The sequence below is a fragment of the Pseudomonas sp. A-RE-19 genome, assembly GCF_019956555.1.
Classification (GTDB): domain Bacteria; phylum Pseudomonadota; class Gammaproteobacteria; order Pseudomonadales; family Pseudomonadaceae; genus Aquipseudomonas.
On the sequence record NZ_JAHBDQ010000011.1, the window covers coordinates 280325 to 301118 of the forward strand.

A 20794-nucleotide genomic window follows, 5' to 3' on the forward strand; every position below is an offset into this window, starting at 1 on the left:
GGTATTGGCTGAGCAACGCATCGGCCAGAACACGGAAGTCACCCTGCACTTTGCATTGCGCCTGGAGAATGGCGACACCGTCGACAGCACCTTCGACAAAGCCCCGGCGACCTTCAAGGTTGGCGACGGCAACCTGTTGCCAGGTTTCGAAGCAGCGCTGTTCGGCTTCAAGGCCGGCGACAAGCGCACCCTGACCATCGAGCCGGAAAACGCCTTTGGTCAGCCCAACCCGCAAAACGTACAGATCATCCCGCGCTCGCAGTTCAAGGATATGGAGCTGTCGCCTGGCTTGCTGGTGATCTTCAATGATGCGGCCAATACTGAGCTGCCCGGTGTGGTGAAAGAATTCGATGACGCCGAGGTGACCATCGACTTCAACCATCCGCTGGCCGGTAAAGCCTTGACCTTTGACGTCGAGATCATCAACGTCAAAGCGCTGTAACAGGCCGAATACGGTCACCTGTAGGAGCAGAGCTTGCTCGCGAAGGCGTCATCACATTCAGCATCAATGTTGACTGACACCCCGCTTTCGCGAGCAAGCTCTGCTCCTGCAATGTTCTAACTTCTTGCGCGCAAGACACGAGGCACAGCATGCAAATCAAACTCGCCAACCCCCGTGGCTTCTGCGCCGGTGTGGACCGGGCGATCGAAATCGTCAACCGCGCCCTGGAAGTCTTCGGGCCACCGATCTACGTGCGCCACGAAGTGGTCCACAACAAATTCGTCGTCGAAGACCTGCGCGCCCGCGGGGCGATCTTCGTCGAGGAACTGGATCAGGTGCCGGACGATGTGATCGTGATCTTCAGCGCCCACGGCGTTTCTCAAGCCGTGCGTACCGAAGCCGCAGGCCGTGGCCTGAAAGTGTTCGACGCGACCTGCCCGCTGGTAACCAAGGTGCACATCGAAGTCGCGCGTTACAGCCGCGACGGTCGTGAATGCATTCTCATCGGCCACGCCGGTCACCCGGAAGTCGAAGGCACCATGGGCCAGTACGATGGCAGCAATGGTGGCGCGATCTATCTGGTCGAGGACGAGAAAGACGTCGCCGCGTTGCAGGTGAACAACCCTGAGAAACTGGCCTTCGTCACCCAGACTACCCTGTCCATGGACGATACCAGTCGTGTTATCGACGCCTTGCGTACGCGCTTTCCGGCCATCGGCGGTCCACGCAAGGACGATATCTGCTATGCCACGCAAAACCGTCAGGACGCCGTCAAGCAGCTGGCGGACGAATGCGATGTGGTGTTGGTGGTCGGTAGCCCGAACAGTTCCAACTCCAATCGTCTGCGTGAGCTGGCCGAACGCATGGCCACCCCGGCCTATCTGATCGATGGCGCCGAAGACCTGCAAAAAAGCTGGTTCGACGGTGTCGAGCGTATTGGCATCACCGCCGGTGCCTCCGCCCCGGAAGTGCTGGTGCGTGGCGTGATCCAGCAATTGCAGGCCTGGGGCGCCACCGGGGCCGATGAACTGGCCGGCCGCGAGGAGAACATCACCTTCTCCATGCCTAAAGAGCTGCGTGTGCGTTCGCTGCTGTAACACTTTTCGCCTTTCGACACAGCGCCTGCTCAGCCTTATCGTTGGCCAGGCGCACTCGACCGCTCGCCGCCAGCACTACCTGGAGCTGGCTGACTGGCTCGCGAGCCGCGCAAATGTGCAGTCTCCCTGCCTGAAATGCCCCGTCGGGCATCAGCGGTTCCCCCAGACTGCTGAACCGCACAAAACGCCTGACCCACCAATTGCCGACAATCGGCGTCCGCGCATCACTCGCGCGCTCGACCAGTAGCGGATTGCTGCTGTCCTCCGGACCTTTGCCGCTGATGTCCAGAATGATCCGCCAGCCTTGGCTCCAGTCGCCGTTGATGCCATGAATGACCACGCTCTGGTTGTGGGTGATGGCCAGGGTTCTGGCGTGTCGGATCCCACTGATCAGCGACTCGGCAGCCTGTTGCCGATGGTTCGATTCTGTCAGTGCTTTGAGCCCCGGGCTGACCAGTTGCAGAACAATCCCGACAATTGTCAGTCCGATGAGCAGTTCGATCAGGCTGAAACCTTGCTGATGCATGTCATTTCCCTCCCTGGAGTGCTGCAGCCCGCGCGATCCCTGCGCGAGTAATGGCAAAACAACCGTACATCCGCCGGTCGAATGTTCTAGCGTGTAGAAGCAGGTATAGCCGACGGCAACGGAGCGCATCGATGGATCATCGTACAAAAGGTTTCACGCTGATCGAGCTGCTGATCACGCTTGGGGTATTTCTGATCCTGATCACCTTGGCCGTTCCGGCGTTTACCCGCTCGGTGCAAAGCACCAAGGCCGATACCGAGGTCGGCGACCTGCAACGCGCGCTCAATTACGCACGGCTTGAGGCGATCGACCGGGGCATTACCACCCGGCTTCGCCCGACAGCCGGTGGCAGTGTCTGGACCGGTGAATTGACCGTTTATGACGGTACTGGCAATCCGGCCAATATATTGCGGGTTGTTCCAGCGATGAGCAGTGACGCCACTCTGACGCTAACCTCAGGGGTGACGGCTATTGATTTCAACAATCTGGGTGGTTTGGCGGCGCCATCCACGGCGGTCGTGATCAGTTATGTATTGGGGGCGCAGAGCAGGACGCTGAATGTGTGTTTGAACGGACGAATTCTATTGGGTGGAAGTTGCGGATGAGGGGTTGGAGCAAGCGTGCACAGGAGGGCATGACGCTGATCGAGGTACTGGTCGCGTTGTTGGTTCTGGCTGTGGGGTTGTTGGGCGCAGCAGCGATTCAGCTCAATGCGCTGAAGTATACCGACAGCTCGCGGATGACCAGTCAGGCGAGTTTTATCGCCTACGACATGATGGACCGTATCCGGGCCAACTCAGGCGCCGATTACACCGTCACGCCACCGACCTCGGGCAACCTGAGCGTGGCCCGGGATCAGGACCTCTACGACTTCACAACCAATATCGTCAATTTCGGTGGCGCCTCGGCAACCGGCAGCATCACCCTGAACCAGCGGGTGTACACCATCACCATCACCTGGGATGACTCACGCGGCGCCAATACCGCCGACTCGCGTCGCAGTTTCATTCTCACCAGTCGCGCTGCCATCGATCCGGTGACGACACCATGACCATAGCCAGCAAAGGCTTCGGCCTGGTTGAGTTGTTGATCGCCCTGGCGTTGAGCCTGATCGTGGTTCTGGGGGTGGCACAGATTTTCATCGCGGCTAAAAACACCTACGTTAGCCAGAACACCGCCGCCGGCATGCAGGAAGATGCACGGTTCGTCCTGAGCAAGATGATTCAGGAAATCCGCATGGTCGGCATGTTCGGTTGCCTTGGGACGATCACCGACGCCAGCTCGGCAGGGGATTTCAACGCCGGCCAGATCACACCGATCGGTTGGGACAATGCCAATCTTAAATTGACGCTGGTCACCGCCGATGTCGGCGGCGGTGGCGGGGTGCCGACCTGGACGGTCATTTCCGATTGCCGCAACACCGCGACGGCCTACTCGGGTGCGCGCATTCCGACGTCGGGGCAGATGGCATTTCCGATCCGGCGGTTGGTCTACAGCTTCAGCAACAACCAATTGCTGATGGGCTCCGGTGCCGGCACGCCGACGCAGCAGGTGCTGGTGAACAACGTCAGTGCCTTCGGCGTGAGCTTCGGCCTCGCCAGCTCGGCCACCGATACAGCCGCCTCCAGCTACAGCAGCAACCCGTCCGATCCGGCGCGAATTCGCAGTGTGCGGCTCACGCTGACCCTCACCGACCCGAACAACCGGGTACGCAATCAAACCTTCAACGTGGTTGCCGCCTTGCGCAACCGGTTGCCATGAGGAGAGGGCCGATGAGTATTGCTCCCATGACCCCTCACGCTCAGCGCGGCATGGCATTGCTGGTCAGCCTGGTGTTTCTCCTGGTGCTGACGTTAATCGGTCTTTCGTCGATGCAGAGCGCTACGTTGCAGGAAAAAATGGCCGGCAGCGTGACCCTGCGCAACCAGTCGTTCCAAGGTGCGGAGGCCGCGTTGCGCGTTGGCGAAAGCGCGGTGCAACTGAATACCTATGCATTGCCGGTTTGCAGCGGTACCAGCCAATGCGCGCCACCGGCCGAGGCATCGATCATCACCGCCGCCGGGTTCAATTCCATCTCGGGGGTGACCTGGATCGCCTCCGGCAACGGCTTTTACGGGGTGCAGAACATCGGCACCACCCTGACTGCCGTGAACGTGCCGAGCAATACATCGGCAACGCTATACCGGGTGACAGCCGTGGGCATCGTGGGCAACTCGCGCAGTGTGGTGGAGAGTATCTATGCGAAGTACTGAGACCCGCACAGGCTGGCGCCGTTGGTTGCTGCAGTTGTTCTGCGGCGCGGTGTTGAGCCTTTATCTGGCTGCGCCGACTTACGCCTTCACGCCCTCGGATTCACCGCTGTTGAACGCCGCCGCCGTGGCGCCCAACGTGATGCTGTTACTCGACGACTCGGGAAGTATGAACAGCATTATGTGGGCGGCAGGCTTCGACCCGACGATCGCACGTACTCCGGTGACGATTTGCCTCTCGAATGGCTCGTGCTTGAAAGGTCGGGACCTTGACATGACCGATAACAATATTGCCCTGTCGAGTTTGAATCATGGGACATGTTCGAAGGCGGGATGGTACGGTTTTTATAGAAACAGCCTTCTCGGTCTGGATTCGCTTTGCCTCAAGCTTCCCGATCCGGTGGGGAGCGAGGACACTCTTTATTCGGCGAAATACTTGTCGTATCTGATTAGCCTGGCCAACAATTCCGACCGGGATTTCACCGATGGCTCGATCCCCAATGATTACCGGATGAATGTGGCGCGCAACGTTTCCAAGGCGTTGGTGACCGGCAACCGTTCGCTGCGCATTGGCCTGGCAACGTTCAACCTGGCGGTCGGCAACCATAAGAATGACGGCGGTTACATTTCCCGTTCGGTCAGTGATTTGTCGGCTGTCAGCGGTACCGTGACCCAGGCTCAGGCCGATGCCAACTACAACGATCTGATCGCCGGAATCGACGGGCTGAGCGCGCAAGCCAATACGCCGCTGGCTGAAGCCTATTACGAGATCACCCGCTACTTCCGTGGCATGGCGCCATACAACAACTCGACGCCTACCACCTACACCAGTCCGATTCAGTATCGCTGCCAGAGAAATTACGGCGTGGTAATCACCGGTGGTTTGCCGACCTTTGACCATACCTTTCCGACTGACGATCCGCTGGGTGGCATCCGGTTACCGAACTGGGACGGTATCAGCAGTAACGATGGCGCCGATCCTTTCGGTGACGATGAGGGCGATACCTTTTACCTGGATGACATTGCCAAGTTTGCCTTCGACATCGACATGCGCTCCACGGGGACCGATGCCGCGGGCAAAAGCTGGGATGCCCTGGATTTTTCCCGGCAGAACATGAATACCTATACCGTGGGTTTCACCGCAGCAAACCAGATGTTGGCGGACGCAGCGACCTATGGCCAGGGCAAGTACTACCAGGCGACTGACGGCGCGGGACTCAACAATGCGCTGTCCTCGGCCCTGAGCGACATCACCGCCAAGGCCGGGTCAGGTGGCAGCGGCATTGCCAGCGGCACGACCCTGAGCAGCAACACGAGCTACTTCCAGACCAGCTACGACCCCAAGGACTGGCGCGGCACCATCAAGTCCTTTGGCTTCACCTCGGCGGGCGCGGTAAACACAGCCGCGGTGCTGTGGACGACCGATACCACCATCGTGCCCGGTGCCACGGCGCCGACTTACCAGTCCTGGAATACCCTGACCAACGCCGTCGTCACCCTGGCCTACAGCAATTTCTCCCCGGCCCAGCAGACATCCCTCAGCCAGAACTTGCCCATCGGGATCACGGGCGGCGATCTGGTGGAGTGGAGCAAAGGCACCAACAAAACCGGATTGAAAACGCGCAGCGTGTTGCTTGGCGACATCATCAATTCGCCTCTCGTGCTCGCCGCCCCCACGGACAAAACTGCGTCCGATCTGGCGGGGGATACCACCTACAGCGCCTACCTGACCACCAAAGCCGCCAACATGAGCTCCAGCCTGGTGGTGAATGCCAACGACGGTTTTGTAAGCGTCATCAATTCGGCCAACGGAGTCAGGCGCTACGCCTATATGCCCTCCAGTGCGCTGCCATCACTGCGCTACATCGCTGACCCCACTTACATCAATGGTGTGAGCCACAAATATCTGGTCGATGGTCAGCTCGGCGTGTTCGATGCCCAACTCGACAGCGCCTGGAAAACCCTGGCCATCGGTGGAACAGGCGCGGGCGGCAAAACCTTTTATGCGCTGCAACTGTTCGACGCCTCGGCCGGTAACGTGATCAGGGCGTTGTGGGAAATCAGTGCGCCGGCCACGGCCAGTGCGGCGAACGATTTCAATGATCTGGGTTATGCCTATGCGCGCCCGGAAGTGGCACGCTTGGCCGATGGTCGCTGGGCCGCGTTCATCTCCAACGGCTATGGCAGCAACTCCGGGGTGGCAGCGCTGTATGTGGTGGATATTCGCGACGGCACGTTGATCAAGAAAATCGTGGTCGACAGCACCGAAACCACCAATGGCCTGTCGTCGGTGAAGCTCAGGGTCAATTCGCAGAATGTGGTGCAGGCCGCCTATGGTGGTGATCTCAAAGGACGGTTGTGGAAGTTCGATTTGAGTGGCACCACCACTGACACCTGGGGCGTAGCGTTTTCCGGCAAGCCGTTGTTCACCACTGCCGGTGGTGCGACCCAGCCGATCACCGCGCAACCGTTGCTGGCCGATCATGCATTGGGCGGCAAGGAAGTGTTTTTCGGCACCGGCAAATTCAATGAAACTGCCGATAAGACCAATAAGGATTTACAGGCGTTCTACGCGGTATGGGATGCGGAGGGGGGCACCGGGCAAATCACTACTTCCAGTTTGCAGGCGCAGGCGGTGACCGGCGTGTTCTCGGGCAGCACCGGGCAATTCATCACCACCAGCCAGAACGAAGTGACTTACCCGGCAGTGAAAGGCTGGTACTTGCCGCTGGTCTACAACAACGTGCTGACGGGGGAGCGGGTGATCAACCAGGCCAATCTGGTACTCGGGAGGATCATTTTCACCACGGCCAGTCTGGATACCACGGACCCCTGCGCCGGCTTCGGCACTGGCAAACTGGTCGAACTCGACGCATTCAGCGGTAAGATGCTCAATTATGCAGTGCTCGACACCAATGCCGACGGAGTGGTCGACAGCACCGATACGGTGTCCAGCGGGGTGGTCTTTACCGGCGGCATTCCGACCTTGAATGCCATCGTCAACGGCGCGACTCGCAAGGTTGTGAATGACTCCAGCGGCAGCGTCAGCACGCTGGTGGAAAAATCCGGCGGCGGCAGCCGTCGCATCATGTGGCGACAAATACAGTAAGTGAGAGTGAGGCATGCGCAGATCCAACCGAGGTTTTACCCTGATCGAAATCATGATCGTGATTGCGATCATCGGGATCGTCATCACCATTGGCTACCCGAGTCTCACCGAGTACGTAAATAAGGGCCGCCGCACCGAAGTGGCCGGGCTGCTTTCCGAGCAGGCGCAGATTCTGGAGCGTTTCTATTCGAAGAATAACGTCTACACCAACGCTACCGGCCTGAGTGCGGGCAATGACTTCTACACCATCACCCCGACCCTGACCGATCAGACCTTCCTGCTGACGGCTACACGCAAGGCCGGATCGAGCATGGCGAGTGACAAGTGCGGTGATTTCACGCTTACCAACACGGGCGTCAGAAGCATGGTCAATGCGACGGCTGGCCAGACCACCAAGAGTTGCTGGGGTCGCTGAGTTTCTTTTTCGGGTGCCTTTTGCGCCCTCTGTCTCTTTAACATTTGGATCAGAACATGAGCAGTCAACAGCAAATAGTGATTGTCGGCGGCGGGGTGATTGGCCTGCTCACGGCCTTCAATCTCGCGTCCGAAGTACAGAGCGTTGTGCTGCTGGATCGCTCGAATGTCGGTCAAGAGTCGTCATGGGCCGGTGGCGGGATCGTTTCGCCGCTCTACCCTTGGCGCTACAGCCCGGCGGTCACTGCACTGGCTCATTGGTCCCAGGATTTTTATCCACAACTGGCGGAGCGCTTGTTCGCGAGCACCGGTGTCGATCCTGAAGTTCATACCACCGGGTTGTACTGGCTGGACCTGGATGACGAGGCCGAGGCGCTCGCCTGGGCCAAACGGGAAAATCGTCCTTTGCGGGCTGTGGATATCTCTGCGGCACACAATGCGGTGCCGGTACTGGGTGCCGGTTTTTCGCGGGCGATCTACATGGCCGATGTGGCCAACGTGCGTAATCCACGGCTGGTGAAATCCCTGAAGGCCGCGTTACTGGCGCTGCCGAACGTGACGATTCACGAGCAGTGCGAGGTCAGCGGGTTTATCCGTGAAGGCGCTGCGGTGGTCGGGGTACAGACCTCGATGGGGGCGATCACGGGGGATGAGGTGGTTTTGACCGCGGGGGCCTGGAGTGGAGAGTTGCTGAAAAGCCTGGGCCTGGACCTGCCGGTCGAGCCGGTCAAAGGCCAGATGATTCTCTACAAGTGCGCGGCGGATTTCCTCCCAAGCATGGTTCTGGCCAAAGGGCGTTATGCCATTCCTCGGCGCGATGGGCACATTCTGATCGGCAGTACGCTGGAGCATGAAGGCTTCGACAAGACACCGACCGACACTGCGCTGGAAAGCCTGAAGGCGTCGGCGGTGGAATTGATTCCGGCGCTGGCGGATGCCGAAGTGGTCGGGCATTGGGCCGGGTTGCGACCGGGGTCGCCGGAAGGGATTCCCTATATCGGTCGGGTGCCGGGCTTTGACGGGCTCTGGCTCAACTGCGGGCATTACCGCAACGGGTTGGTGCTGGCACCTGCGTCGTGTCAGTTGTTTGCGGATGTGATGCTGGGGCGGGCGCCGATTATCGACCCTGCGCCGTATGCGCCAGTCGGGCGGTTCTGACCGAACTATCTTTGTTGTCGGTCAGATCGCCTTCGCGGGCAAGCCTCGCTCCTGCAAGTATGTGTCGTGCCGCAAATCATGCGGCACACATAAAACCTGTAGGAGCGAGGCTTGCCCGCGAAGAGGCCCTCAATCCAAACCCAGTTTCTTGAGCCTGTAACGCATCGACCGAAACGACAGATTCAACCGCTGAGCCGCCGCCGTGCGGTTCCAGCGGGTTTCTTCCAGGGCCTGGAGGATGAGTTTGCGTTCGACGTTTTCCAGGTAGGCTTCCAGGTTGTCGATCTGCGTCAGGTCCGGCACGTCGCCGTCCGGGTTGCAGTTACCTTCAGCCAGGCGCAGGTCGCTGGCTTCGATCTGTTTGTTCTCGCACAAGGTGTGGGCTCGTTCGAGCATGTTCTCCAATTCCCGCACGTTCCCTGGAAACCGATAATTTTTCAGTGCATCGAGGGCTTGCGGGTGGAGTTTTGCTGCGGGTTGGCCAGTACCGGTCGCCAGTCGCTTGAGCATATTGTTGGCCAGAAGCTCAATGTCGTCGCGGCGTTCGCGCAAGGGCGGCACCCGTAACTCGATCACATTGAGGCGGTAGTACAAATCCTGTCGAAAGCGTTCGGCGGCGACTTCGGCATTGAGGTCCTTGTGCGTCGCGCAGAGAATGCGCACATCAACCACGGTTTCCTGCTGACCGCCAATGCTGCGAACGGCTTTCTCCTGAATCGCCCGTAGCAGTTTGACCTGCATCGCCAGCGGCAAGTCAGCCACTTCATCAAGGAACAAAGTGCCGCCCTGAGCGGCCTGGAACAGCCCGGGTTTGTCTTCGATGGCGCCGGTGAAACTGCCTTTGCGATAGCCGAAAAATTCGCTTTCCATCAATTCAGACGGAATCGCCCCACAGTTCACCGGTACGAATGGTCGAGTGGCGCGTGGGCCTTGGTCATGGATCAGTCGGGCGACCAACTCTTTGCCGCTGCCGGACTCGCCGCTGATGTACACCGGGGCCTGGCTGCGGGCCAGCTTGTCAATTTGTTTGCGCAGGCTGCGCATGGGCAATGAATCACCCAGCAGCCGACGGTCGATGGTGCTGCTGGCGCCGCCTGGCGCAGGTAAACTCAGTGCGCTGATCACCAGTTCGCGCAGGCGGGTGAGGTCGACCGGTTTGGTCAGAAAGTCGAAGGCGCCAGCCTTGAGCGCGTTGATGGCTGTCTCCAGGCTACCGTAGGCCGTAATCATTGCTACCGGCACTTGTGCATAGCATTGCTGGATGTGCTGCACCAGCGCCAGACCGGTGCCGTCGGGCAGGCGCATGTCGGTCAGGCACAGGTCGAATGTCTCCCGTGCCAGCAGTGCTTGCGCTTCTGCGAGGTTGCGGGCGCTGAAGGTGTCGAGTTTCATCCGTCCCAGGGTGATTTCCAGGAGTTCGCGGATATCCGGTTCGTCGTCGACGATCAGGATTTTTTGCCGTGGGCTCATGTTCAACTTTGTTTCCGTCCGTGAGCAAAGGTGATGCGAAAGCAGCCGCCGCCTTGGCGTGGTTTGAAGTCTAGGCGGGCTTGATTGCTTTCGCACAGCTCACGGGACAGATAAAGCCCCAGGCCAGTGCCCTGGCTACTGGTGGTGAAGAACGGTTCGAACAAGTGCGCGCGCTGCTCCGGCGCCACGCCAGGGCCGTCGTCCAGGACTTCAAGGGTCGGCAACTGGCTGGTCGGGTCAATAAACAACTCGAGCCAGACCTGCGCCCGATCGTGGTTCAGGGCGCTGTGGCGCCAGGCATTGTGTAACAGATTGTCGAGAATCTGGGTCAGCTGATTCGGGTCCATCAGGGTTTTGAAGTTTCCCGAGCCGATGCGCAGGTGAATCTGCTGATGCTCGGTCGCCTCTTCGCGGGTTTCGGCGACGAAGTGCTCCAGCCACGGCTTCAAATCAAGCCGTTGCGGCACGGTTTGCTGGCGGCGGGACAGTTGCAGGACGTTTTCAATTACCCGATTCATTCGCTGAGAGTGGTCTTGAATAATCTGTGTCAGACGCCGATCCGCGCCGTTCAGTTCCTCGGATTCCTGCAGTAACTGGGCGGCATGACTAATGGCGCCCAGTGGATTGCGGATCTCATGGGCAATACCGGCCGTCAGGCGACCGAGGGCGGCGAGTTTCAGTTGCTGGGCCTGTTGAGCGATTTGGGCGAGGTCTTCAAGAAAAACCAGCGTCTGGTGATGCGGGCTTTGGTTCAGGGCAATGAAGCTCGGTTGCAGTTCCAGGCCATTGCTGGCGATTTTCAGGCTTTGCGGGCGCAAAGTCGGATTGTTGAACCATAATTGGAGCCGCTTGACCAACGGCATCGAATGATCGTCGATCAACTGGCCATCCAGGTTTTCCTGCCCCAGCAAGGTCAAGGCGCTGTGATTGGCCAGTTGCACGCGCCGTTGGTCGTCGAGCACCAGAATGCCCGTTCGCATGCGTTGCAGGATCAGTGCGTTGAGGGCTTCGAGGCCGAGCACTTCGCTGGCCCGCTGCTCGGCCAGGGTTTCGCTGACTTCCAGTCTTCGGATCAAGCCTTGTACCAGCAATGCCGCGGCAAAACACAGGGCGCCGAGGGTGCCGATTTGCAGGTAATCGTTAGGGCTGATGGGGTGGCTGAAGCTCAGAAGGAAGCTCAAACCCACGATGCCGAGGGCACCCACTGCCGCAATCAGCAGGCCGATGCGCCCGCGCAGCAGGGTGTTGCTGATGACCACCGACACGATCAACAGGTTGCCGATGGCGCTGGGCATGCCGCCAGCGGCATAGAACAGGCCGCATAACAGCAGGACATCGACCAGCGCCAGGCTGAATAACTGCGCCGGGCGCCAGGTGTTCTCCAGAAAGACCACCAGCAAGATATTCAGCACCAGGTACAACCAACTGCCGTTGCGCAGCAGATCGTCATCGGCGAACTTCAGCAATTGGTTGTCCATGTTGCTGGAGATCAACAGAACCAGGGTGATGCCGATGCTTAAGCGGTAGAGGTGATAGAGGCGCAGCAGTCGCTGGGCCTGTTTGTGGCCGGGACTGGGCGTCTCAGCGATCACTGGAGCCGGGGCCTTGCTCAAGGTGAGCCTGGCTGCAATACCACTGTTGTTGAAGGCTCAGCGCGCGGTCGCGGGGCAGGTGTACGCCGCAATGAGCACAGCGAACCATGGGCGCAGCGTCTTGCTCGCGCGGCGTGTTGGCGACCGAAGCCGAACCCTTGAACTTGCGCCAGAACCATACCGCAGCGGCAATCAGGGCGATCCAGAACAATAAACGAAGCATGGTGAGCTGCTTTTTGACGAATGAATTGGCAGTTTAGCCAAGGACGGGTCGGGCGCACAGCGCAATACGTTCAGCCCTGAAATCCGGTAATAAAAAAGGCGCCTCGAAAGGCGCCTTTTCGGCACAACACGTCAGCGTCAGTCGAACACGCCGAAGGTCATGTAGCTGAACCACGAGCGGTCGGTGTTGTTGGCTTCGGAATCATGTTCCTCTTCTTTGATCGTATCGCCGTTTTCATCTTTAGGCTTGAGCTCGCTCGGAATCGCGTCCTTGGCATCCTGGAACTGCTTCTGCACGTCCTGGTTGGCGCGGGTTTCGCCTGGCGGCAGCGGCGGACGGGATTCGATCAGGCCCAGGGTGGCCTTGCTCAGCCACGAACGGTTGTCGGCTTCGGCCACCGATGGCACGAACTGACCGTCCACCAGGCTTGGGTGGTTCGGGTAGTTGAGCTTCAGGGTTTCGAGACTGGTCGCGGCCAGTTCGTCCAGGTGCAGACGCTGGTAGGCTTCAGTCATCACCGCCAGGCCGTCACCGACCGATGGGGTTTCCTGGAAGTTTTCCACCACGTAACGACCACGGTTCGCGGCGGCGACATAGGCCTGACGGGTCAGGTAATAGTCGGCAACGTGAATCTCGTAGGAAGCCAGCAGGTTGCGCAGGTAGATCATGCGCTGCTTGGCATCCGGCGAGTAACGGCTGTTCGGGAAGCGGCTGGTCAGCTGGGCGAACTCGTTGTAGGAGTCGCGAGCGGCACCCGGGTCACGCTTGGTCATGTCCAGCGGCAGGAAGCGCGCCAGCAGGCCGACGTCCTGGTCGAAGGAGGTCAGGCCCTTGAGGTAGTAGGCGTAATCGACGTTCGGGTGCTGCGGGTGCAGACGAATGAAACGCTCGGCCGCGGACTTGGCAGCCTCAGGCTCGGAGTTCTTGTAGTTGGCGTAGATGAGCTCGAGTTGAGCCTGATCGGCATAGCGACCGAACGGATAACGCGACTCCAGGGCCTTCAGCTTGGCTGTGGCGCTGGTGTAGCTATTGTTGTCCAGATCGTGCTGAGCCTGCTGGTACAGCTCGACTTCGCTCAGGTTTTCGTCTACGACTTCCTTCGATGAGCAAGCAGCGGTCAATGCGAGGATGGCGATCAGCAGCAGGTGTTTCACTTGCATGGCGGCTTGCGTCCCTATGACGGCCGCTGTCTTGGGCGGGGCCGTCCTGTTATGATGAGCGCCCCGTTGAAAAGCCTCGGGGCAAAAGACGCCGTATTTAACCACAAGCGCGCAGCCGAAACCAAAGGCTGTGCCGACGCCTAGTCTGAGCATGTCCGATAAAATTGAACTTCGCGCAGAGGTGCCGTCCGAATTGGGCGGCCAACGCCTCGATCAAGTCGCCGCACAATTATTCGCTGAGCACTCGCGCTCGCGCCTTTCCGCCTGGATCAAAGACGGCCGCCTGACTGTGGATGGGGCGGTTATCCGCCCGCGAGACATCGTTCATGGTGGCGCCATTCTTGAGCTTACCGCCGAGCAGGAAGCTCAGGGCGAATGGATCGCTCAAGACATTGCCCTGGACATCGTCTATGAAGACGACGACATCCTGGTGATCAACAAGCCTGCGGGCCTGGTGGTGCATCCTGCCGCCGGTCACGCCGATGGCACCTTGCTCAACGCCTTGCTGCACCACGTGCCGGACATCATCAATGTGCCCCGCGCCGGTATCGTTCATCGCCTCGACAAGGACACCACTGGTCTGATGGTGGTGGCCAAGACCATTCAGGCGCAGACACAGCTTGTCACGCAATTGCAGAGCCGTAGCGTCAGCCGGATCTACGAATGCATCGTGATCGGGGTGGTGACGGCCGGCGGCAAGATCAACGCGCCGATCGGTCGTCACGGCCAGCAACGCCAGCGCATGGCCGTGATGGAAGGTGGCAAGCAAGCCGTCAGCCATTACCGCGTGCTCGAGCGTTTCCGCTCCCACACTCATGTGCGGGTGAAGCTGGAAACCGGTCGTACTCACCAGATTCGCGTGCACATGGCGCACATCAACTACCCGTTGGTCGGAGATCCTGCCTACGGCGGTCGTTTCCGTATTCCGCCGGCCGCCAGTGTGACCATGGTCGAGTCCCTGAAGAATTTCCCGCGTCAGGCGCTGCATGCGCGGTTCCTGGAGCTGGACCATCCGACCACCGGTAAACGCATGAGCTGGGAATCGCCACTGCCCGACGACTTCGTCTGGTTGCTGTCGCTGCTCAAGCAAGACCGCGAGGCGTTCATCGGATGAGTGACTGGCTGATTCCCGACTGGCCTGCGCCTGCCGGGGTGAAAGCCTGCGTCACCACCCGTGCGGGCGGCGTCAGTCTGGCGCCGTTCGACAGCCTCAACCTGGGCGATCATGTCGACGACAGCCCCGAAGCTGTCGCCGAAAACCGCCGTCGCCTCACCGATCACTTCGCTATTCAGCCCGCCTGGTTAAAGCAGGTTCACGGCATTGTCGTGGCCCATGCTGACCCAGGCATTACGGCCACCGCTGACGCCAGCTGGACGACAACACCCGGAATCGCCTGCGCGGCGATGACCGCCGATTGTTTGCCCGCGCTGTTTTGCGACCGTGCCGGCACCCGCGTTGCGGCAGCCCATGCCGGTTGGCGCGGATTGGCAGCGGGTGTGCTCGAAGCAACCCTCGACAGTCTGGCCGTGCCACCTGCCGAAGTGCTGGTCTGGCTCGGCCCGGCCATTGGCCCACAAGCCTTTGAAGTCGGCCCGGAAGTGCGCGAAACCTTCGTCCAGCAATTGCCTGAAGCCGCCAAAGCCTTTGTGCCGAGCCAGAATGCCGGCAAGTTCATGGCCGACATCTATGAGCTGGCGCGTTTGCGTCTGGCCGCTCGCGGTGTAACGGCTGTCTACGGCGGCGGGTTCTGCACCGTGAACGATCCACGTTTCTTTTCTTACCGCCGCAGTCCACGCACCGGCCGGTTTGCCTCTTTAGTCTGGATCGAACGCTAGACTTCTCTGATCTACATCAACTGTACGACGCTTGAATCTTCCAGAATCGACCACATCTAGTGAGGTATCTGGCAGGCTTCTTCATTCAGGATGTTTATAGGTCCGGCCTGCTCAAAAGGAAGGTGACCCATGCGTATAGACCGTTTAACCAGCAAGTTGCAGTTAGCCTTGTCCGACGCCCAATCCCTGGCCGTCGGCCTCGATCATCCGGCCATTGAACCGGCGCATTTGATGCAGGCCATGCTTGAGCAACAGGGTGGTTCGATCAAACCCCTGCTGATGCAGGTGGGTTTCGACGTCAACAGCCTGCGTAAAGAGCTGACCAAAGCACTCGATCAGCTACCGAAAATCCAGAATCCCACCGGCGATGTGAACATGTCGCAGGATCTGGCGCGCCTGCTCAATCAGGCCGATCGTCTGGCCCAGCAGAAGGGCGACCAGTTCATCTCCAGCGAACTGGTGCTGCTCGCCGCGATGGACGAGAACAGCAAGCTCGGCAAATTGTTGCTGGGCCAGGGCGTGAGCAAGAAAGCCCTGGAAAACGCGATCAACAACCTGCGTGGCGGTGAGGCAGTCAATGATGCCAACCACGAAGAATCACGCCAGGCACTGGACAAGTACACCATCGACCTGACCAAGCGCGCCGAAGAGGGCAAGCTCGATCCGGTGATTGGCCGTGACGACGAAATTCGCCGCACCATTCAGGTCCTGCAACGCCGCACCAAGAACAACCCGGTGCTGATCGGTGAACCTGGGGTGGGTAAAACCGCCATCGCCGAAGGTCTGGCCCAGCGCATCATCAACGGCGAAGTGCCGGATGGCCTGAGAGGCAAGCGCCTGCTGTCTCTGGACATGGGGGCGCTGATTGCCGGCGCCAAATACCGCGGCGAGTTTGAAGAACGCCTCAAGTCTCTGCTCAACGAACTGTCCAAGCAGGAAGGGCAGATCATTCTGTTCATCGACGAACTGCACACCATGGTCGGCGCCGGTAAAGGCGAAGGCTCGATGGACGCTGGCAACATGCTCAAACCGGCATTGGCCCGCGGTGAGCTGCACTGCGTCGGCGCGACCACGCTTAACGAGTATCGCCAATATATAGAGAAGGACGCGGCCCTCGAGCGGCGCTTCCAGAAAGTCCTGGTGGATGAGCCGAGTGAAGAAGACACCATCGCCATCCTGCGTGGCTTGAAAGAACGTTACGAGGTTCACCACAAGGTGGCGATCACCGACGGCGCAATCATCGCCGCGGCCAAGCTCAGTCATCGCTACATCACCGACCGTCAGTTGCCGGACAAGGCCATCGACCTGATCGACGAAGCCGCCAGCCGCATCCGCATGGAGATCGACTCCAAGCCGGAAGTGCTGGACCGTCTGGAGCGTCGTCTGATTCAGCTGAAGGTGGAATCCCAGGCGCTGAAGAAAGAAAGCGACGACGCGGCGAAGAAACGTCTGGAAAAACTGCAGGAAGAAATCGCTCGTCACGAGCGTGAATATTCGGACCTCGAAGAAATCTGGAACTCGGAGAAAGCCGAAGTACAGGGTTCTGCGCAGATCCAGCAGAAAATCGAACAGTCTCGTCAGGAACTGGAAGCCGCGCGCCGTAAAGGCGACCTGAATCGCATGGCCGAGCTGCAATACGGGGTGATCCCGGACCTGGAGCGCAGCCTGCAAATGGTCGACCAGCACGGCAAAAGCGAAAACCAGTTGCTGCGCAGCAAGGTGACTGAAGAAGAGATCGCTGAGGTCGTGTCGAAGTGGACCGGCATTCCGGTGTCGAAAATGCTCGAAGGCGAGCGCGAAAAGCTGATGAAGATGGAAAGCCTGTTACACCAACGTGTGATCGGCCAGGACGAAGCGGTGATCGCGGTCTCCAACGCGGTGCGGCGTTCCCGCGCCGGGTTGTCCGACCCGAATCGCCCGAGCGGCTCGTTCATGTTCCTCGGCCCGACCGGTGTCGGTAAAACCGAGTTGTGCAAGGCGCTGGCCGAGTTCCTGTTCGATACCGAAGAGGCGATGGTGCGGATCGACATGTCCGAGTTCATGGAGAAACATTCCGTTGCTCGCTTGATCGGCGCGCCACCAGGCTATGTAGGGTATGAAGAGGGCGGTTACCTGACCGAGGCAGTGCGTCGCAAGCCTTACTCGGTAATCCTCCTGGACGAGGTCGAGAAGGCCCACCCGGACGTCTTCAACATCTTGCTGCAAGTGCTTGAAGATGGCCGCTTGACCGACAGCCATGGCCGTACGGTGGATTTCAAAAATACCGTGATCGTCATGACTTCCAACCTGGGGTCGGTGCAGATCCAGGAACTGGTCGGTGATCGTGAGGCGCAACGCGCGGCGGTGATGGATGCGATTTCCACGCACTTCCGGCCGGAGTTCATCAACCGGGTCGATGAAGTGGTGATCTTTGAGCCGTTGGCTCGGGATCAGATCGCCGGCATTACCGAGATCCAGTTGGGTCGCCTGCGTAGCCGCCTGACAGAGCGCGAGCTGAAGCTTGAGCTGAGTCCGGAGGCGATGGATAAGCTGATCGCTGTCGGTTACGACCCGGTATACGGCGCACGGCCGCTCAAACGAGCGATCCAGCGCTGGATCGAGAACCCGCTGGCGCAGCTGATTCTGTCGGGTCGGTTCATGCCCGGCGATACCGCCAAAGGTGTCGTGGAAAACGACGAAATCGTTTTCGTCTGACGCTAGGCGGCAGTGCAATAAAAGAGGGCCTCGCATCGCGAGGCCTTTTTTTCGCCAGGCTGTTGAACTCAAAGGAAAAGGCTTGTAAAGTGCGCCCCGCAGTAAGTCACCCCAAGGGTTTCCGCTCCCCAAGCAGGAATCTGAAAATAAGTTGCAAATCATTGTCTTGAAAGCAATTTAGGGGGTTGACAGAGGTGTTGAAGATTGTAGAATAGCGCGCCTCAGACACACGAACGCAGCGATGCGAACGAGTCGAAGAGAACGCAGTAAAGCTTCACTGTTGTAAATTGAAATATGTAGTTCCGTGATAGCTCAGTCGGTAGAGCAAATGACTGTTAATCATTGGGTCCCAGGTTCGAGTCCTGGTCACGGAGCCAATTTCAAACCGGGGTATAGCGCAGTCCGGTAGCGCGCCTGCTTTGGGAGCAGGATGTCAGGAGTTCGAATCCCCTTACCCCGACCATTTTTGGGTCGTTAGCTCAGTTGGTAGAGCAGTTGGCTTTTAACCAATTGGTCGTAGGTTCGAATCCCACACGACCCACCATTTTTGAAACCAGTTAACGCTGGAATCGAATCTTAAGATCAGAGGCCAAAAGCGCTGATCGAAGAAGGCGCCTTTCAAAGGGTGCCTTTTTTTTACCGGGGTATAGCGCAGTCCGGTAGCGCGCCTGCTTTGGGAGCAGGATGTCAGGAGTTCGAATCCCCTTACCCCGACCATATTAAAAATCCTCGTATCGAAAGATACGGGGATTTTTTTTGTCCGCCGTAAATGCAATAAGCCCCGCTTCTCGATGGAGAAGCAGGGCCTGGTCTTGAGAGACTTAGCTATTGTCTTTCAGGTGCTCGAACAAGCCCTTCGGCATTTTTTTGCCATTGGCTTCGTAGTTCGCTTTCACGTTATTGAAAGCCTCTTGTTCGTCGATTTGACCGTCATGGTTGGTGTCGATCTTGTCGAAGTCGGCCTTGGGGGCCACTTTCAGGAATTCCGCGCGGGATACTTTGCCGTCCCCATCGGTATCGGTTTTGGCCATTGAGGCATCACCGCATTTGCCTTCGCCACATTTACCTTCAGGCGTCTTCACGGCCTGTTCAGCCGAGGCCAGCAGGTAGCCCTGAGTCAGAGGCTGCGAAGCGAATACGGAACCGGACAACATCATGCCACCGGCCAGGACAGCGCCGAGCAGGCCAACGGTGTTTTTGCTGAGAGTAGTGGTACGGGACATTACAAATCTCCTGGGTTGCACGACACAACCGCTCGATGAAGGACGCCACGCAAGTGCGGCGATGACCGAAGCAGGCAGTGCCTTGCTCGGGTGTGGCCATTTAGCGGGCATGGTGTATCGCTACTGTGTCGCGCAAGGGGGGCTTTGTAAGTGAAGGGATGGAATCAGTGGGGAGATACAGTGAGACACAGAAGTGTCTGGAAGTTGGACCGAGGCGGGCTTAGCGGGCAAGCCTCGCTCCCACAGATCCGCTGTAGGAGCGAGGCTTGCCCGCGAAGAGGCCCTGAATAACGCCGAAAATCTTAGTGCAGCTTCAGTCGCGGCTCAGTCCCGCGCCCAATCTTGCTGCCCAGCATCAGCATTGCCGTGCGGAACGCGCCGTATAGCGCCATCTGGTGCATGCGGTACAGCGACACGTAAAACATCCGTGCCAGCCAGCCCTCGAGCATCACGCTACCGGTGAGGTTGCCCATCAAGTTACCCACAGCCGAAAAACGCGACAGCGAGATCAGCGAGCCGTAGTCGGTGTACTTGTACTCCGGCAGGGTTTTGCCTTCGATCCGCAGTTTCAGCGATTTGGCCAGCAACGATGCCTGCTGGTGCGCTGCCTGAGCGCGCGGCGGCACATTGCGATCAGTGCCCGGCTGTGGGCAAGCCGCACAGTCACCGAAGGCGAAGATGTTCTCGTCGCGGGTTGTTTGCAGGGTCGGCAACACTTGCAGCTGGTTGATGCGGTTGGTTTCCAGACCATCGATGTCCTTGAGGAAACCCGGTGCACGAATCCCGGCGGCCCAGACTTTCAGGCTTGCACTGATCACTTTGCCATCGGCGGTTATCAAGCTGTCTGCCGTCACCTCGCTGACTACGGCATTGGTCATGACGTTGACCCCGAGTTTCTCCAGGGTTTTATGCACAGGCCCGCCGATCCGTTCCGGCAGGGCTGGCAACACCCGTGGTCCGGCTTCGATCAGGGTGATGTGCATGTTTTCCGGTTTGATTCGGTCCAGGCCATAGGCCGCGAGTTCATGGGCGGCGTTGTGCAGTTCTGCCGCCAGTTCGACCCCGGTGGCCCCGGCGCCGACGATGGCTACGCTGATCTGTTCGACCTTGTCGGTCTGCCCGGCGTGGGCGCGCAGATAGTGATTGAGCAGTTGCTGATGGAAGCGCTCGGCCTGTTTGCGGGTATCGAGGAACAGGCAGTGCTGCGCCGCGCCTTGCGTGCCGAAATCGTTGGTGGTGCTGCCGACGGAAATCACCAGCGAGTCGTAAGACACTTCGCGCGCCGGCACCAGTTCCAGACCGGCCTCATCATAGGTGGCGGCCAACTGGATTTTTTTCTGTGTGCGATCGAGTCCGCTCATGCGCCCCAGCTGGAACTCGAAGTGGTTCCATTTCGCCTGGGCAACATAGTTGAGTTCGTCTTCGGAAGAGTTCAGGGAACCTGCCGCCACTTCGTGCAACAGCGGTTTCCAGATGTGGGTCAGGTTCGCGTCGACCAGCATTACACTGGCCGTGCCGCGCTTGCCCAGAGTCTTACCCAGACGGGTAGCCAACTCCAGACCGCCGGCGCCGCCGCCAACGATGACAATACGATGAGTCAT

19 protein-coding genes and 4 tRNA genes are annotated in these 20794 nt (G+C 59.1%); 16 read left to right on the top strand and 7 right to left on the bottom strand.

Going from position 1 to position 20794, the window contains the following annotated elements:
* The first annotated feature begins 4 nt into the window (after positions 1-4).
* Together fkpB and ispH are read left to right on the top strand one after the other, a co-directional pair.
* A complete protein-coding gene (gene fkpB, locus KGB14_RS09430) occupies positions 5-442 on the top strand; it encodes an FKBP-type peptidyl-prolyl cis-trans isomerase (protein ID WP_223486057.1) in 438 nt (145 codons plus the stop codon).
* A 149-nt stretch (positions 443-591) separates the two neighbouring features.
* On the top strand, positions 592-1539 hold the full coding sequence (ispH, locus tag KGB14_RS09435) for a 4-hydroxy-3-methylbut-2-enyl diphosphate reductase (protein ID WP_033054296.1): 948 nt from the start codon (positions 592-594) through the stop codon (positions 1537-1539).
* Here the strand turns inward: ispH and KGB14_RS09440 are convergent.
* Entirely contained in the window at positions 1508-2065 is a 558-nt protein-coding gene (locus tag KGB14_RS09440) for a GspH/FimT family pseudopilin (protein ID WP_223485922.1), read from the bottom strand. The two genes, ispH and KGB14_RS09440, sit on opposite strands and share 32 nt — an antisense overlap.
* Positions 2066-2196: 131 nt before the next feature.
* Between KGB14_RS09440 and KGB14_RS09445 the strand changes: the two genes are divergently transcribed.
* Genes KGB14_RS09445 through thiO form a run of 7 tightly spaced genes read left to right on the top strand, consistent with a single transcriptional unit; the run spans position 2197 to position 8995 of the window.
* On the top strand, positions 2197-2670 hold the full coding sequence (locus KGB14_RS09445; protein WP_223485924.1) for a GspH/FimT family pseudopilin: 474 nt from the start codon (positions 2197-2199) through the stop codon (positions 2668-2670).
* The gene (gene pilV, locus KGB14_RS09450) at positions 2667-3116 is read left to right on the top strand and encodes a type IV pilus modification protein PilV (RefSeq protein WP_223485926.1); all 450 of its coding nucleotides are present in this window, start codon (positions 2667-2669) and stop codon (positions 3114-3116) included. Before KGB14_RS09445 ends, pilV begins: the two co-directional genes overlap by 4 nt.
* Positions 3113-3826, top strand: coding sequence for a PilW family protein (locus KGB14_RS09455; protein ID WP_223485928.1), 714 nt, complete (start codon positions 3113-3115; stop codon positions 3824-3826). The genes pilV and KGB14_RS09455 overlap by 4 nt, the downstream gene beginning before the upstream one ends.
* An 11-nt stretch (positions 3827-3837) precedes the next feature.
* The gene (locus KGB14_RS09460) at positions 3838-4317 is read left to right on the top strand and encodes a PilX N-terminal domain-containing pilus assembly protein (RefSeq protein WP_223485930.1); all 480 of its coding nucleotides are present in this window, start codon (positions 3838-3840) and stop codon (positions 4315-4317) included.
* On the top strand, positions 4304-7423 hold the full coding sequence (locus KGB14_RS09465) for a pilus assembly protein (RefSeq protein ID WP_223485932.1): 3120 nt from the start codon (positions 4304-4306) through the stop codon (positions 7421-7423). The genes KGB14_RS09460 and KGB14_RS09465 overlap by 14 nt, the downstream gene beginning before the upstream one ends.
* Positions 7424-7436: 13 nt before the next feature.
* Complete coding sequence (locus KGB14_RS09470) at positions 7437-7838, top strand: type IV pilin protein (RefSeq protein WP_223485935.1); 402 nt, start codon at positions 7437-7439, stop codon at positions 7836-7838.
* A 56-nt stretch (positions 7839-7894) separates the two neighbouring features.
* On the top strand, positions 7895-8995 hold the full coding sequence (thiO, locus tag KGB14_RS09475; RefSeq protein WP_223485937.1) for a glycine oxidase ThiO: 1101 nt from the start codon (positions 7895-7897) through the stop codon (positions 8993-8995).
* 129 nt (positions 8996-9124) lie between these two features.
* On the opposite strand, the gene KGB14_RS09480 is transcribed toward thiO, so the two are convergent.
* From KGB14_RS09480 to KGB14_RS09495, 4 genes are all read right to left on the bottom strand, one after another.
* On the bottom strand, positions 9125-10465 hold the full coding sequence (locus KGB14_RS09480; protein WP_223485939.1) for a sigma-54-dependent transcriptional regulator: 1341 nt from the start codon (positions 10463-10465) through the stop codon (positions 9125-9127).
* Between the two features lie 2 nt (positions 10466-10467).
* Positions 10468-12057: a sensor histidine kinase gene (locus KGB14_RS09485; RefSeq protein ID WP_223486059.1), complete on the bottom strand. Its 1590-nt coding sequence runs from the start codon at positions 12055-12057 to the stop codon at positions 10468-10470.
* Positions 12047-12280, bottom strand: coding sequence for a PP0621 family protein (locus KGB14_RS09490; protein ID WP_223485941.1), 234 nt, complete (start codon positions 12278-12280; stop codon positions 12047-12049). Before KGB14_RS09490 ends, KGB14_RS09485 begins: the two co-directional genes overlap by 11 nt.
* Positions 12281-12417: 137 nt before the next feature.
* Complete coding sequence (locus KGB14_RS09495; RefSeq protein WP_223485943.1) at positions 12418-13440, bottom strand: outer membrane protein assembly factor BamD; 1023 nt, start codon at positions 13438-13440, stop codon at positions 12418-12420.
* 151 nt (positions 13441-13591) lie between these two features.
* On the opposite strand from KGB14_RS09495, the gene rluD reads away from it, so the two are divergent.
* The 7 genes from rluD (at position 13592) to KGB14_RS09530 (ending at position 18687) form a co-directional block, all read left to right on the top strand.
* The gene (gene rluD, locus KGB14_RS09500; RefSeq protein WP_223485945.1) at positions 13592-14554 is read left to right on the top strand and encodes a 23S rRNA pseudouridine(1911/1915/1917) synthase RluD; all 963 of its coding nucleotides are present in this window, start codon (positions 13592-13594) and stop codon (positions 14552-14554) included.
* A complete protein-coding gene (gene pgeF / locus KGB14_RS09505) occupies positions 14551-15276 on the top strand; it encodes a peptidoglycan editing factor PgeF (RefSeq protein ID WP_223485947.1) in 726 nt (241 codons plus the stop codon). Before rluD ends, pgeF begins: the two co-directional genes overlap by 4 nt.
* 129 nt (positions 15277-15405) lie before the next feature.
* On the top strand, positions 15406-17970 hold the full coding sequence (gene clpB, locus KGB14_RS09510; RefSeq protein ID WP_223485949.1) for an ATP-dependent chaperone ClpB: 2565 nt from the start codon (positions 15406-15408) through the stop codon (positions 17968-17970).
* Between the two features lie 301 nt (positions 17971-18271).
* A tRNA-Asn gene (locus tag KGB14_RS09515) sits at positions 18272-18347 on the top strand.
* Between the two features lie 9 nt (positions 18348-18356).
* Positions 18357-18433: transfer RNA gene (locus KGB14_RS09520), tRNA-Pro, on the top strand.
* Between the two features lie 5 nt (positions 18434-18438).
* Positions 18439-18514: transfer RNA gene (locus tag KGB14_RS09525), tRNA-Lys, on the top strand.
* A gap of 96 nt (positions 18515-18610) precedes the next feature.
* Positions 18611-18687 (top strand) — tRNA-Pro (locus KGB14_RS09530).
* 104 nt (positions 18688-18791) lie between these two features.
* Here the strand turns inward: KGB14_RS09530 and KGB14_RS09535 are convergent.
* Together KGB14_RS09535 and KGB14_RS09540 are read right to left on the bottom strand one after the other, a co-directional pair.
* Positions 18792-19193, bottom strand: a complete 402-nt coding sequence (locus KGB14_RS09535; RefSeq protein WP_223485951.1) for an EF-hand domain-containing protein — start codon at positions 19191-19193, stop codon at positions 18792-18794.
* 302 nt (positions 19194-19495) lie between these two features.
* Positions 19496-20794 carry an NAD(P)/FAD-dependent oxidoreductase gene (locus tag KGB14_RS09540; protein WP_223485953.1) on the bottom strand — a complete coding sequence of 433 codons (1299 nt, stop codon included), beginning with the start codon at positions 20792-20794 and terminating at the stop codon, positions 19496-19498.